This is a genomic window from Paucisalibacillus globulus (assembly GCF_900184735.1).
Classification (GTDB): domain Bacteria; phylum Bacillota; class Bacilli; order Bacillales; family Amphibacillaceae; genus Ornithinibacillus; species Ornithinibacillus globulus_B.
Window position 1 is genome coordinate 282,602 of sequence record NZ_LT855395.1, and the last position, 13,931, is coordinate 296,532.

Annotated in this window: 10 protein-coding genes and 1 riboswitch; of the genes, 2 read left to right on the forward strand and 8 right to left on the reverse strand. The window is 40.3% G+C overall.

Annotated elements, in window-relative coordinates; translation table 11 throughout:
* Positions 1–377: 377 nt before the first annotated feature.
* The 7 genes from hutG to cls form a co-directional block, all read right to left on the reverse strand.
* Complete coding sequence (gene hutG, locus BN999_RS15645) at positions 378–1,334, reverse strand: formimidoylglutamase (RefSeq protein WP_096272862.1); 957 nt, start codon at positions 1,332–1,334, stop codon at positions 378–380.
* Positions 1,331–2,539 carry an imidazolonepropionase gene (gene hutI / locus BN999_RS15650; protein ID WP_217988494.1) on the reverse strand — a complete coding sequence of 403 codons (1,209 nt, stop codon included), beginning with the start codon at positions 2,537–2,539 and terminating at the stop codon, positions 1,331–1,333. Before hutI ends, hutG begins: the two co-directional genes overlap by 4 nt.
* A 49-nt stretch (positions 2,540–2,588) precedes the next feature.
* Positions 2,589–4,241 (reverse strand): urocanate hydratase, encoded by a 1,653-nt coding sequence (hutU, locus tag BN999_RS15655; protein ID WP_096272866.1) that lies wholly within the window; start codon positions 4,239–4,241, stop codon positions 2,589–2,591.
* On the reverse strand, positions 4,234–5,760 hold the full coding sequence (hutH, locus tag BN999_RS15660) for a histidine ammonia-lyase (protein WP_096272868.1): 1,527 nt from the start codon (positions 5,758–5,760) through the stop codon (positions 4,234–4,236). Before hutH ends, hutU begins: the two co-directional genes overlap by 8 nt.
* A gap of 868 nt (positions 5,761–6,628) precedes the next feature.
* Positions 6,629–8,050 carry an alanine/glycine:cation symporter family protein gene (locus BN999_RS15665; RefSeq protein WP_096272870.1) on the reverse strand — a complete coding sequence of 474 codons (1,422 nt, stop codon included), beginning with the start codon at positions 8,048–8,050 and terminating at the stop codon, positions 6,629–6,631.
* A gap of 132 nt (positions 8,051–8,182) precedes the next feature.
* Positions 8,183–8,698 carry an acyl-CoA thioesterase gene (locus BN999_RS15670; RefSeq protein ID WP_096272872.1) on the reverse strand — a complete coding sequence of 172 codons (516 nt, stop codon included), beginning with the start codon at positions 8,696–8,698 and terminating at the stop codon, positions 8,183–8,185.
* Between the two features lie 29 nt (positions 8,699–8,727).
* Positions 8,728–10,164 carry a cardiolipin synthase gene (cls, locus tag BN999_RS15675; protein ID WP_096272874.1) on the reverse strand — a complete coding sequence of 479 codons (1,437 nt, stop codon included), beginning with the start codon at positions 10,162–10,164 and terminating at the stop codon, positions 8,728–8,730.
* A 154-nt stretch (positions 10,165–10,318) separates the two neighbouring features.
* Here cls and BN999_RS15680 point away from each other — a divergent pair, with 154 nt between their 5' ends.
* Positions 10,319–10,870, forward strand: coding sequence for a short-chain dehydrogenase (locus BN999_RS15680; protein WP_096272876.1), 552 nt, complete (start codon positions 10,319–10,321; stop codon positions 10,868–10,870).
* Here BN999_RS15680 and megL read toward each other — a convergent pair.
* Positions 10,842–12,056 (reverse strand): methionine gamma-lyase, encoded by a 1,215-nt coding sequence (megL, locus tag BN999_RS15685; RefSeq protein ID WP_096272877.1) that lies wholly within the window; start codon positions 12,054–12,056, stop codon positions 10,842–10,844. The genes BN999_RS15680 and megL overlap by 29 nt on opposite strands.
* 769 nt (positions 12,057–12,825) lie before the next feature.
* On the opposite strand from megL, the gene rarD reads away from it, so the two are divergent.
* Positions 12,826–13,737, forward strand: a complete 912-nt coding sequence (gene rarD, locus BN999_RS15690; RefSeq protein ID WP_096272879.1) for an EamA family transporter RarD — start codon at positions 12,826–12,828, stop codon at positions 13,735–13,737.
* Positions 13,738–13,806: 69 nt separating this feature from the next.
* A riboswitch (SAM riboswitch) is annotated at positions 13,807–13,924 on the forward strand.
* Positions 13,925–13,931: the final 7 nt, after the last annotated feature.

Below are 13,931 nucleotides of genomic sequence, written 5' to 3' on the forward strand. Positions count from 1 at the left end.
GTCGCCTCTGCGGGGTCTTCGGACACGTGCTATTCCCGTAGGAGTCTCCGTGTATTTCCTTCACTAGTATAGAGTGTTTATAATTGGATATTAAGTTATAAAATACACTTGTATAGAAACGAATACTAGCGTAGGCCGAATATGGAGACTCCTGCGGGAGGATAGGCATAGGTGAGACCCCTAAAGAAGAAAGCACGAGGAGGCTCACCAGCCGCCCGCGGAAAGCGGAATATTCTGCCGTAGCGGTATCCTACCACTACATTCTTCAATAAACTTTAGTAGTAATAACCGCATTGAATCTATCACTTGTCTGATTAACAACATTCACACAGATAACAACCCAGGAATCAGTAGCCAAGCATAGAGATCCATGCATGCTACTGTTTATTTACTTTTTTTCCTTTCATAAACTCCAACATTACATACGCCGCTACTCTACTAGTCATATTCCGAAAGTCTATAGTTGGGTCAATTTCTACGATATCCATTGCTTTGACTGATTCGTACTGGGTTGCTAGGTTAATTCCTTGGAGTAATGTCATACTGTCCATTCCTCCTGGTCCTATTGCTGGGCAGCCGGGTGCAAATGCTTGATCAAGGACATCCATATCAACTGACAGATAGATATAATCCACGCGCTTCGCTAATCTTTCAATCTCAGTTTCTAGAATAGATTTTATTCCTTTTTCTTGAACATCTCCCATGGTATACACGGTTACATGTTTTTCTTTGGCATACTCATGATAGGCCTTAGCATTGGTAAAATCTCTAATACCAATTTGTACAAGATTCTCTCCAGAAATAATAGTATCTTCTAGTAACCTCCGAAAAGGAGTCCCGTTTGTCGGTCCACCGTCCTCCGTATTTCGTAAATCATGATGTGCATCAAATTGGATAATCCCAACCTGACCATACTGCTCCTTAAAGGCTTTAATGGCAGAATAACTAACTGAATGATCCCCTCCTAGTAAGATCCAATTATCTGCAGCTTCTGTTTGATAGATATCAAGTAGCCCTTCATATAGTCTCTTCTGACTTTCTACAATATCGGTAGGATGCATTTCCAAATCCCCAAAGTCTATAACTTGATCTGTTAAATCAAACGTTTGTTCACCAGAGTAAACCGAGTAGCTCTGTAAAGAATCTCTAATTGTTCCCGGAGCAAAGGCTGCTCCGGAGTGACTAATAGATGGCTTTGATAATGGTAAACCTACTAATCCAAATGCTCCCTTTTCATCTTTTGACCATGTCGTCAATAATTCCTTTGCCTTCTTGGTGTAACGGTCTGTAAATATTGCTTTTCCCGCAGGTTTTAAATGACGAAATTCACTCATCGTATCGCCGGCCTTTCATAGATCACTTTACCGTTTTTAATGACAGTATTAGTATGATTCACCCCATAATGATATGGTATATAGAGGTAATTCGGCGCATCCCACAGGACAATATCTGCTTTTCTTCCAACCGCTATTGTTCCAGCAACATCTCCTCGACCAATAGCATAGGCGGCATTAACTGTTACTGCATGCCATATTTCTTCTGGTGAAAGTTTTAGCTTTAGTGCAGCTATGGACATAATCAGCTGTAAATTCTCCGTCACCGAGCTACCTGGATTAAAATCGGTTGAAATAGCGATTGCTGCTCCAGCATCAATCATTTCTCTTGCTCTACCATAATCCTCTTTTCCAAGGTAAAAGCTTGTTCCTGGCAGGATAACACCAATCGTATCTGAGTTTGCTAGCTTTTCAATTCCTTCATCAGATGCTACTGCCAAATGATCTCCACTAACCGCACCAAGTTCCACGGCTAATTCTGTTCCACCTAGTGGATCAATTTCATCGGCATGTATTTTTAATCCAAATCCTTTTTCTTTTGCTTTCATCAAGTAGCGTCTTGACTCTGGTACAGAGAACACACCTGTCTCCGTAAAAATATCAACAAACTCTGCTAATTCCTCTTGTTTGATTTCATCTAGAATCTCTACCATTTCATTTAAAAATGCCTCTGGATTCTCCTTATACTCAGGTGGAATTGCATGTGCCCCTAAAAATGTAGAGACAATATCGAGTGGGTGTTTTTCATTTGCTTCTTTTGCCACTCTTAATTGCTTCAATTCTGTTTCACGGTCAAGACCATATCCACTTTTTGCCTCGACCGTTGTAATTCCATATGTCGCCATCCGGTCTAAGTGAAATAACGCTTTTTCTAATAGATCGCCGTAGGAAGTGGCTCGAGTAGCCCGTACTGTAGATAAAATACCACCACCTTGCTTTAAAATTTCTAAGTACGGAACACCTTGCTGCTTTAGCGCCATTTCTCTTTCACGAGAACCTCCAAATACGAGATGAGTGTGTGGTTCTACTAAGCCTGGTGTTACTAATCTTCCTTTGGCATCAATAGTTTGTGTGGCTTCTAAAATACTAGCTTCCTCTGTAGAGCCAAGCCATACTACTGTGTCTTCTTTTATACCAATTGCCGCATTGTTCCACACCGTTAAGTCGGACATTTCAACCCCTTTAGCAGGTCCTTTTTTGTCCATTGGTAGTAGTTCACCAATATTTGTTATGAGTATATCTACTTGCACGTGATTACCTCCTCATTGGTATGTTAATTTCATGTTCATTTGCAAACTCCCTGGCACTTTCATAACCAGCATCAGCATGGCGGATAATTCCCATTCCTGGGTCCGTAGTTAATACTCTTTCTAGTCTTTCTTTGGCTAAGTCTGTGCCATCCGCTACCGCAACCATCCCTGAATGTAACGAATATCCCATTCCGACACCACCACCATGGTGGAAGGAGACCCAAGAGCCACCTGCAGCAGTATTAATTAAGGCATTCAGTACTGCCCAATCACCAACCGCATCACTACCATCTTTCATTCCTTCTGTTTCACGATTCGGTGATGCAACCGATCCACAGTCTAAATGGTCACGACCAATAACAATTGGTGCTTTCAATTCCCCTTTTCTGACAAGTTCATTAATCGCAAGGCCCATCTTGACCCTCTCACCATAACCTAACCAACATATACGTGATGGAAGTCCTTGGAATGCCACACGTTCCTGAGCCATATCAATCCAACGAAGTAGTGCTTCATTTTCTGGGAAAAGTTCTTTAATTAACTGGTCTGTCCGGTAGATATCCTCGGGATCACCTGATAATGCAGCCCAGCGGAAAGGTCCTTTTCCTTCACAAAATAATGGACGAATGTATGCCGGAACAAAACCAGGGAAGTTAAATGCATTTTCTAGCCCCTCGTCCTTGGCCACTTGACGTATATTGTTTCCATAGTCAAATACAATCGACCCATGGTCTTGATACGTAAGCATTGCTTCCACATGTTTTGCCATGCTTTTCTTGGCAAGTGCCATATACTTCTCTGCGTCGGACTTCCGGAGTACTTCTGCTTCCTCCACCGTGTACCCAATCGGAATATACCCATTTAATGGATCATGTGCCGAGGTTTGATCAGTTACAATATCAATTTTGATATTCTTCTCTAATAGCTTGAAGTGTACTTCTGCCGCATTTCCAACTAATGCGATAGATAATGGCTTTCCTTCTGCCTTGGCCTCATTTGCAAGCATTACCGCTTCATCAATGCTATCTGTCATCACATCACAATATTTTGTTTTTAACCGTTTTTCAATCCGGCTTTTATCTACATCAACTGCAATCACGACACCCTCATTCATCGTCACGGCTAAAGGCTGAGCTCCACCCATTCCACCAAGGCCTGCCGTTAAGGTGATCGTCCCTTTTAACGAACCACCAAAATGTTTCTTAGCGACCGCAGAAAAAGTTTCATATGTGCCTTGTAAAATCCCCTGTGTACCAATATAAATCCAACTTCCTGCTGTCATTTGTCCATACATCATAAGTCCTTTTTGATCTAATTCATGAAAATGCTCCCAATTTGCCCACTTCGGAACGAGAACAGAATTAGAAAGGAGTACTCTCGGTGCCTGTATATGCGTTTTAAAAACACCAACCGGCTTTCCAGATTGAATCAGCATAGTTTCGTCATTTTTAAGGTTCCGTAGTGTGTTCACAATTGCCTCAAACGCTTCCCAATTACGAGCTGCTTTTCCAATTCCCCCGTAAACAACTAATTCCTCAGGGTTTTCTGCTACTTCCGGATCAAGATTGTTATACAGCATTCTTAAAGCCGCTTCTTGTTCCCATCCCTTACACTCCAATTCCAAGCCCTTTTTAGCTCGCACTTCTACTTTATTCATATATATTCACCTCTCCTTTTCGGTTTTTAATGTCACTTTCATTTTCTTCTTTTAACCATTGGGTTAGATTTTCTATGTCACGCGAGAAGATACGGTCCTTCGTGATGCTTGGAACAATTTTTCTAGCTTTTGTGTAATAATTGTTTGTTTCTGTGGAGAGTTTCTCCACTCCACGATATTCTACTGCTTGCATGGCACAGATTAATTCAATGGCAATGACGCGCCTTGTATTTTGCAACATAGCCAGTGCATGTCTTGCTGCAATGGTCCCCATACTGACATGATCCTCCTGGTTAGCAGATGATGGAATGGAGTCCACACTAGCTGGATGTGCCAATGTCTTATTCTCTGAAACCAGTGATGCTGCACTATATTGCATAATCATTGCCCCCGACTCCAAACCTGGATTCGGACTGAGAAATGCTGGCAAGTCATTTAATTGTGGGTTCACGAGCCGCTCAATTCTACGCTCGGCGATATTGGCAAGCTCTGCAATTCCTAACTTTAAGAAGTCCATCGTAAAAGCAATTGGTTGGCCGTGGAAATTCCCTCCTGAAATCACCTTGTTATTATCGGAGAAGATTAATGGGTTATCGGTTACGGCGTTAATCTCTATCGTTAGTTTTTCCTTGGCATAATGTAATGGTTGCCAACATGCACCGAGTACTTGTGGAATACATCGTAAGGAATAGGCATCCTGAACCCGTATTTCCCCTTGAGAAGTAGTGAGTCTACTATCATGTAGAATCTCTCGCATTCTCTCCGCGACATCTATTTGCTCCTGGTGCCCTCTTACATGGTGAAGGTCTCTGTCAAATGCATCAATAATCCCGTTGAGTCCTTCCATTGTCATTGCCGCTACCATTTCACTTTGATACAGTAATTTCTCCATTTCTAAATACGTCATTACACCAGTTGCTGTCATGGCTTGTGTCCCGTTAATTAACGCTAATCCTTCTTTAGCCTTCAAAGTCATGGGCTGTAAACCAGTTAATTGGAATGCTTCTTGTGTCACCATCCGCTTCCCTTGGTAAAATACTTCCCCTTCCCCAAGAAGAACTAATGCTAAGTGTGAAAGTGGTGCCAAGTCACCACTAGCACCAAGTGATCCTTGCTGCGGGATAACCGGACATATCCTTGCATTCACAATAGAAATTAAGTGCTCCACAAGTGCCGGCCGAACTCCTGAATACCCTTGTGCCAAGGCATTGGCCCGAAGTAATACCATACATAAGCTAATCTTTTCATCAAAGGGTTCCCCAACCCCACAAGCATGGGAATAGATGAGATTAAGTTGTAACTCCTCTAAATTTTGCTCATTAATAATGACGTCACTAAACTTCCCAAATCCAGTATTAATTCCATACATTACTCTTTTCTCTTGTAACATGGTTTCAACTGTACTGCGGTTTGCATCAATCTTTTGTCTTTGAATATCACATAGCATGACTTGTTCACCATGGAATACCACGCGTTCCACATCATCCAGAGTCAGACTTCTTCCCGTTAATACAACCATTCTTTTCACTCCTCTGTTGCATCACTTTAATATGATAAAGCAGGCAAATAAAAAGGAGGCCTTGGTATTTAAACCAAGCCTCCGATATAATTTTGATTAGATTGCGCGTGAATGAATTTCATCCTTGCACCTCATTTTAAATTTTCCTACTATTCATATTGTAAGCGTTTTCTAAAGATGTTTCAATAGGTAATTTTATGTGGGTTCTTCTATTCAATTGGGAAAAGGTGAGATGATGTATGGATTTGCTCTATGGTTCATTTTGGCAAAGAATTCAGGTTGTAATGATGTAAGAAAGTGCATCATTCTTCTTTTCATCAGGAATTTCAGGCTGAAATGATGTATAAGAGTGCTCCATTCTTCTCTTCATCAGGAATATCATATTGAAATGATGTATATGAGTGCTCCATTCTTCTCTTCATCAGGAATATCATATTGAAATGATGTATATGAGTGCTCCATTCTTCTCTTCATCAGCAAGTTCAGGCTGAAATGATGTATATGAGCACTCCATTCTTCTCTTCATCAGGAAGTTCGGGCTGAAATGATGTATATGAGCGCTCCATTCTTCTCTTCATCGGGATGTTCAGGCTGAAATGATGTATATGAGTGCTCCATTCTTCTCTTCATCAGGACTATCAAATTGAAATGATGTATAAGAGTGCTCCATTCTTCTCTTCATCAGGAATATCATATTGAAATGATGTATATGAGCGCACCATTCTTCTCTTCATCAGGAAGTTCGGGCTGAAATGATGTACAGAGTCTCCCCTTACCTCATTTGTTTACCCATTCTGAATTGAAACCACTTAATAAAGTGTTCAAAAGAAAAAAGCATCCGCCATAACCCCATACGGATGCTTTCCCCTTAATCATTACCCTTCACTTGACCCGTCTGCCAGAATTCAACTCCTGATGGGTCATCTAGGATTTCCCGGTTAAATACTGGATCTTTCCCTTCTTTACGTTGTTTTCGATAGTCGACTAACACTCGGTGGACTATTTTATATAACATCACAATTGCATATAGGTTAATTAATGCCATAATCGCCATAGTCAAGTCTGCTAATGCCCATACAAAGTCAAAGCTTGCTAGGGCACCAAATGCCACCATTGCAAGTACGGCTAATCGGTAGAGGAATAACCAGGTCGGACTATTTTTTATATACCCAATATTACTCTCGCCGTAATAGTAGTTACCTAATATGGAGCTATATGCAAACAGGAAGATAGCAATTGCTATGAAAATTCCCGACCATTCTCCAACATGTTGTGTAAATGCATTTTGAGTTAATTGGATTCCGTCTAAATCACTACCCGCATAACCACCTGCTGTTATAATGATAAACCCAGTAGCAGAACAAATTAATAATGTATCAAAGAACACTCCTAATGCTTGAATTAACCCTTGCTTAACTGGGTGAGTTACCTCAGCAGTTGCTGCGGCATTCGGTGCACTCCCCATACCAGCCTCGTTAGAGAATAACCCGCGTTTTATTCCCATTAATATAGCTGCCCCGAAGCCTCCACCTGCTACTTCTTTCAAACCAAACGCATTGGCAAATATGAGAGAAAACATTTCAGGCATTGCATCAAGATTAATAATGACGACATAGAACGCAATAAGTAAGTAGATAATGGCCATTACCGGAACGATAACTTGGGACACATTGGCGATTGATTTAAGCCCACCAAATATAACAGCTGCCGTTAATACGATTAATACAATGGCCATTGTGGTGCCTGAAACAGCAAATTCACCTTCAAATGCGAGACTAATGGTATTAGACTGTACTGAATTAAATACTAGTCCATAAGTAAAGGTAATCGTGACCGCAAAGACAACACCAAGCCAACGTTTTTTAAGACCTCTTTCCATATAATAGGCTGGTCCACCCCGGTATTGGTTCTGGTCTGGCACTTTATATACTTGTGCCAAAGTGCTCTCTACAAAACCAGATGCCGCTCCTAAAAGTGCGATAACCCACATCCAAAAGATTGCACCAGGCCCTCCGACTGCCACAGCGGAAGCAACACCAGCTAAATTACCTGTACCTACCCTAGATGCAGCACTGATTGCGAAAGCCTGAAAAGATGATGTCCCTTTTTTACCCGATGCATCGATTGCTCGCTTATCAAAGATTACCCGCAACATTTCTTTGAAGTTAACAAATTGAACAAATCCAGTTCGGATGGTGAAGTACAAACCTAAACCAATCAGGACAATGATAAGTACATAAGACCACAGTATGTCATTGGCTTCACCAACTAATCCTTCTAAAAATTCCATCATGTTTCTCCTTTCACATGGTAGCATTATATCCTACGATTTAGCATAACCAATTACGAGAATTTCCCTCATAAAGAAAGAGAGAAACCAATTAAAATGGCTTCTCTCCAATTTTTTATGATAAGGTAAACATTACATATTCCACGGATAAACGGTTCCGAACTTCGCAGCAAACTCTTTGGAATAATTTCTTCTTTCACTTCTTCGTTCTGCTCTTAATGCTGCTCCCTCATGTAAGTACTTTTCTGATTCTGACTCCGGATAAACTTCCGGAACTGGTACTGGACGAAGATTCTCATCCACAGCTACGAAGGTAAGAAATGCAGTTGCCGCAACCTTTCGATCCCCTGTGAGAAGATCTTCTGCTACCGCTTTAACAAAAACCTCCATCGATGTATTCCGTGTCCAGGTGACAAATGCTTCGACACAAATCGAATTACCTTGTTTAACAGGTTCTAAAAAGTCGACAGAATCTGTTGAGGCAGTAACGACTGCTTTGCGACAGTGTCTCACTGCTGCAATTGCTGCAACGTCATCGATATGTGCCATCAAGATGCCACCAAAGAGTGTACCGTGGTAGTTTGTATCAGGTGGTAGTACGTGTGATGTTTTAACTGCTAATGAGCTTGAGCAGGGTCTCTTTTCCATGTTGTGTTCACTCCATTTTAATTCATTACTTATAGTATAGGCGAAAGTAACCGAGATATTGATTCTTTAATACGTATTCCTATGGATCGTTTGTTATATAGCTTTTGTGTCATTTGAGTGGACTCTATGATATCGTGATTGAACGCACTAACTAATTGTGATGCTAGACTTCTATCATAAAGAAAGGCATTCACTTCAAAGTTTAAACGGAAGCTTCGAACGTCAATGTTTGCCGTTCCTACGGAGGCAATCTTACCATCCACCACAATAGTCTTAGAGTGTAAGAAACCTTTTTGATAAATATACACTTCTGCACCGGCCTCGAGCATATCCCCACAATAGGAAAGGGTTGCCCAATAAACAAACGGGTGATCCGGCTTATTCGGAACCATTATTTTCACATCCACACCCGATAACGATGCAATTCGTATCGCGTCGCGTAAGCTTTCATCTGGAATAAAATATGGTGTTTGAATAAAGACATATTCTTTGGCTGAAAGAATCATTTTGATGTATCCGTTTTTAATTTGTTCCCAATCTGAGTCAGGACCACTCGAAACAATTTGCACGCCCGCTTTTCCACTTGATTTAGAAGCATAATAGCGTTCGTCATATAAAATATCATGGCGAGATGCTTGATTCCAATCAAGTATAAATCTCGTCTGCATGCTTTGAACAGCCGTTCCACTGATTCTAAGATGAGTATCACGCCAGTATCCGAACTTCTTACTCTTCCCAAGGTATTCATCGCCTATATTAAACCCACCAATATAGCCAACTTCACCATCAATTATCGCCAATTTACGGTGGTTACGGTAATTAACCTTAAAATTAATTTTCGGGATAAATGAAGGGAAAAATGCAGCTAATTCCACACCTGATTTCCGGAGTTTCCTTAGATACTTTGGTCTTAAATACCGGGTTCCTAAAGCATCATATAAAACCCTAACTTCTACACCTTCTTGAGCCTTCTTGATCAGCACATCTGCAATACGTTGACCTAATTCGTCATTTCGAATGATATAGTAAAGCAAATGAATATGGTCTTTAGCTTTTTCCATATCATCTAATAATGACTGAAACTTAGCACTCCCATGCACGAAGATCTCTACATCATTATCTTGCGTAAAAATGGCATCATCATTACGTAAGTGTAAATAGTATAAGTCCTTATATTCCTCGAGTTGATTAAATATAAATTCATCATTTTCTATTGCCCTTAATTGTGATTGCACTATTTTCTTAACACCAAGTTTTGCCTTTGCATCCCAGGTAAAGATACGTTTTCCACTTAGCCTTCTGCCAAAAATGAGATATAGAAAGAATCCTGCGACCGGAACAAAAAGTAAGACCATTAACCATGCCCATGCTGCAGAAGCATCTTTACGTTCTAGGAACACAATTGATAATCCTAAAGCGATGTTAAAAATTATAATGGCCATCAGTAAATAGGGTATAAATTCCATTTGCATTCCCCTCTTGTTAAATTCATAGAAAAACAAAAATGACAGAAACTACCTTAGACTGGATATTCACTCTACAATAGCATACGTCTAGGATTTCCGATTATACTCGGATACAAGTTGCTATATAATACTATAACAGAAGGGAACTGAAATCGTGAGTAAATTTGCATTTGTTATTGGCGGGACCGGTATGTTAGAGGGAGTTTGTCATTGGTTATCGAATGAAGGTTACGATGTGCATGTTGTCCATCGGGATATTGATAAGTTTGAATCCATGCGTTCTCGGGGAAAACACCCAGATAAATTGCATTCTATTTCTGTAGACTATCATGATGATCATGCGCTGCAATTGAGTTTCCGTAAAGTAATCAAGCAATATGGTAAATGCCCAGATCTAATTGTTAGTTGGATTCATAATTCTGCACCGAATGCATTACCTATTATTCTAAAAGAAGTAGGACCAAGAAAACATCCTTGGAAGTTAATTCATGTACAGGGCAGCTCGTCTTTTTTTGTAAAAGAAAACACGACTGTACCCGAATCTTGTGAGTACAGACGTGTATATTTAGGATTTTCTCTAGAAAAAGAACGTTCCAGATGGTTATCCCATGATGAAATTGCCAATGGCGTCATTAAAGTTATTAAACAAGACTTTAAAGAAACGGTTATCGGGACTCTTAAGCCTTGGAGTAAGCGTCTGAGTTAATAGTAATCTTATTCAGTGCTTGCTCCAAGTCTGCCCATATATCCTGCCATGCCTCAAGACCAACAGATAATCGAATTAATTGGTCTGTAATCCCCATATACTCTTGTGACTCTTCGGGAACTACCGCATGGGTCATTGTTGCAGGATGCTCAATTAAGGTTTCTGCATCCCCTAATGAAACAGCAATCTTTAAAAATGATAAATCATTTAAAAACTTTTGTGCTTCCGCTTTTGTCCCTTTAATCTCAAATGAGATCACTCCCCCACCACGTCGCATTTGTTTCTTCATAATGTGGTAATCTGGGTGAGCGTCATCATTTGGATAATAAACACTAGCTACATTCGGATGGTTTTTTAAACGTTTAAAAATTTCTTCCGCATTATCACAATGACGGTCAACTCGAACTGGTAAGGTTTTTAATCCCCTTAGCAAAAGCCAAGCATCAAACGGCGAAATGACACCGCCGATATCCTTTAGTGTAGACACCGCAACTTCATCCAGGAATTCCTTCTTGCCAACTGCAAGTCCCGCAATGACATCCCCGTGTCCCCCAATATATTTTGTTGCACTATGCACCACAACATCACAACCAAGATCGAGTGGGTTCTGTAAATATGGTGATGCAAATGTATTGTCCACTACTACAGGAATTCCATATTCCTTAGCAACTTTAGCCACCATCTCCAAATCAATCAGTTTCATCGTTGGATTTATTGGTGTCTCCACATAAATACAAGTCGTTTCCGCTTTTATTTTTGAATGTAATTCCTCCTCTGATACCATGGTGGAAAAATCAAAGGATATATTATATTTTTCTTTCATCATGCTTAAAAGGCCGAATGTACAACCATATAGTCCTGGTGAACATAGAATATGGTCATTTGCTTTGGTTAGCGCAATGAGGATTGCCGATACAGCAGCCATTCCTGAACCAAAGGCAAGTCCCCGTTCTCCGTTTTCTAATGCTGCTATTCTCTCTTCTAATACCGTAACAGTTGGATTTCCAAGTCGTGAGTAAATATATCCATCTTCTTCTCCTGCAAAGCGTCGTTCACCTTGTTCGGCGGTGTTGAAGGTGTAAGTTGAGGTTTGAAACAATGGTGTGGTAAGGCTCCCTAACATGTCTTTTGAATCGTAGCCTTCGTGGATTACAGATGTTTCCATATGTTTATAGGTTCTTGCCATTTATTTCTCCTCCTTGATTCTTTGTTTCTAGTATTATCATATGCTATTTTTCATTATAATGAAAGCGTTTTCTTTTTGTTATGTAAATCCTTTTTATTGCGTTTTTTGTTAAGTAGTTTTAGAATTGTTTTTATTTATGAATGACAGTGTGACATAGAAATAGTGCGGTACTAAGGATTTCGGATAGCGCATCATACCCGCTACGGAAATACACTCCGCTTTCCGCGGGCGGCTGGTGAGCCTCCTCAGAGCTAAAGCTCTTGCGGGGTCTCACCGATGCCTATCCTCCCGCAGGAGTCTCCGTGTATTTCCTTCGCTAGTAAGAAGTAAGTGAATTAATATATTGGCATCTAAGTATAAAAATACGCAATTTAACCTCTACCATTAATTAGATAACTAAACTAGCGCAGGCAGAATACGTAGACTCCTCGAAAATAGAGAACAATTTTCTTCGTGCGATGATTATGCTGCCGAAGCCTTCCTTGTCCTGCGGGAATAGCACGTGTCCGAAGACCCCTAGAGAGGCGAACTTTCCTCGAGGAGGCTGAGGCCGGGCCCGCGGCAAGGTAGACACTGCGACGGTTCTTTCGAGCAGATGTCGCCCCTGTGCTGACAGTAAAAGCGGAGTATTCTGCCGGAGCGGTAGCATCAAGTCTCACCAGATGTTTTATTTTTACTACGCAATTTCTATCAACCGTGAAAGCAAAGCATTAATAATCAAGACAATTTTAATAAATAACAAATAATCTACATACAAAGAAGGGTTAATATGGAGCGGAATACGGATCGTTTGGGGATTGTTTTTGCAGTTGGGGCTTATGTGCTTTGGGGATTTTTGCCGATTTATTGGAAGTTTATTGATTATGTCCCAGCCGGTGAGATCCTGGCACACAGGATTTTATGGTCATTTGTTTTTATGGTGGCCATTGTATTAGTAGTCAGAAAGTGGCCTGGCTTTATTCACGAATGCAAACTAATCTTGAAGGATAAAAAGAAATTTATTAGTATCACGATGGCTTCCATTGTTATTAGTATCAACTGGCTTACTTATATTTGGGCAGTCAATAGTGATCATGTTCTACAGGCAAGCCTTGGTTACTATATTAATCCATTAGTTAGTATTATACTTGCAATTATCGTACTGAAAGAGAAACTAACGAAAAGCCAGACCGTGTCGGTTATTTTAGCGGGGATGGGTGTTCTTTATATGACGTTTAGTTATGGTGTTTTTCCATGGGTATCTCTCTTACTGGCTGTTACATTTGCATTATATGGCTTATTTAAGAAGGTTGTAGATATTCCTGCCATGTACGGACTAACCATTGAAACCATGATCATCACACCAATTGCCTTACTTTATTTATTCTTCTTGCCTGAAAACACATTCTCATTTCAATCGATTGGGACCACTGAGAATATTATCTTAATGGGAGCTGGTGTCGTGACAGCCATTCCGCTTCTCTTATTTGCAAGTGGAGCAAAGCGAATTCCATTAGCAATGGTAGGATTCTTACAATACATTGCTCCAACTTTAATGTTATTAATTGGTGTCTTTATTTACCATGAAACTTTCTCAACAGAACATCTTATTTCATTCGGGTTAATCTGGTTGGCTTTACTAATTTACTTAGGTTCCATTTACCGATTCCCCATTCGAAAATTGAAAAATGTCGAACAATAAATTTAAATAACGGTTGACATTTCATTTTGGAACCGATAGTATAATACTCAATAATTTAAATATTTAAATCTCTTATCAAGAGCGGTGGAGGGAATAGGCCCTATGAAACCCGGCAACCTTAGGTGAAAGTTTGACTTTCCTTAAAAGGTGCTAAATCCTACAGGTCATCTGATCTGGAAGATAAGAGGAGGAAC

What these genes read in the sequence shown, in the direction of transcription:
- hutG (WP_096272862.1), bottom strand. Translation starts at nt 1,334, where the DNA reads ATGAGTGAATTTCGTCATTTAAAACCTGCGGGAAAAGCAATATTTACA.
- hutI (WP_217988494.1), bottom strand. Translation starts at nt 2,539, where the DNA reads ATGGACAAAAAAGGACCTGCTAAAGGGGTTGAAATGTCCGACTTAACG.
- hutU (WP_096272866.1), bottom strand. Translation starts at nt 4,241, where the DNA reads ATGAATAAAGTAGAAGTGCGAGCTAAAAAGGGCTTGGAATTGGAGTGT.
- hutH (WP_096272868.1), bottom strand. Translation starts at nt 5,760, where the DNA reads ATGGTTGTATTAACGGGAAGAAGTCTGACTCTGGATGATGTGGAACGC.
- BN999_RS15665 (WP_096272870.1), bottom strand. Translation starts at nt 8,050, where the DNA reads ATGGAATTTTTAGAAGGATTAGTTGGTGAAGCCAATGACATACTGTGG.
- BN999_RS15670 (WP_096272872.1), bottom strand. Translation starts at nt 8,698, where the DNA reads ATGGAAAAGAGACCCTGCTCAAGCTCATTAGCAGTTAAAACATCACAC.
- cls (WP_096272874.1), bottom strand. Translation starts at nt 10,164, where the DNA reads ATGGAATTTATACCCTATTTACTGATGGCCATTATAATTTTTAACATC.
- megL (WP_096272877.1), bottom strand. Translation starts at nt 12,056, where the DNA reads ATGGCAAGAACCTATAAACATATGGAAACATCTGTAATCCACGAAGGC.
- rarD (WP_096272879.1), top strand. Translation starts at nt 12,826, where the DNA reads ATGGAGCGGAATACGGATCGTTTGGGGATTGTTTTTGCAGTTGGGGCT.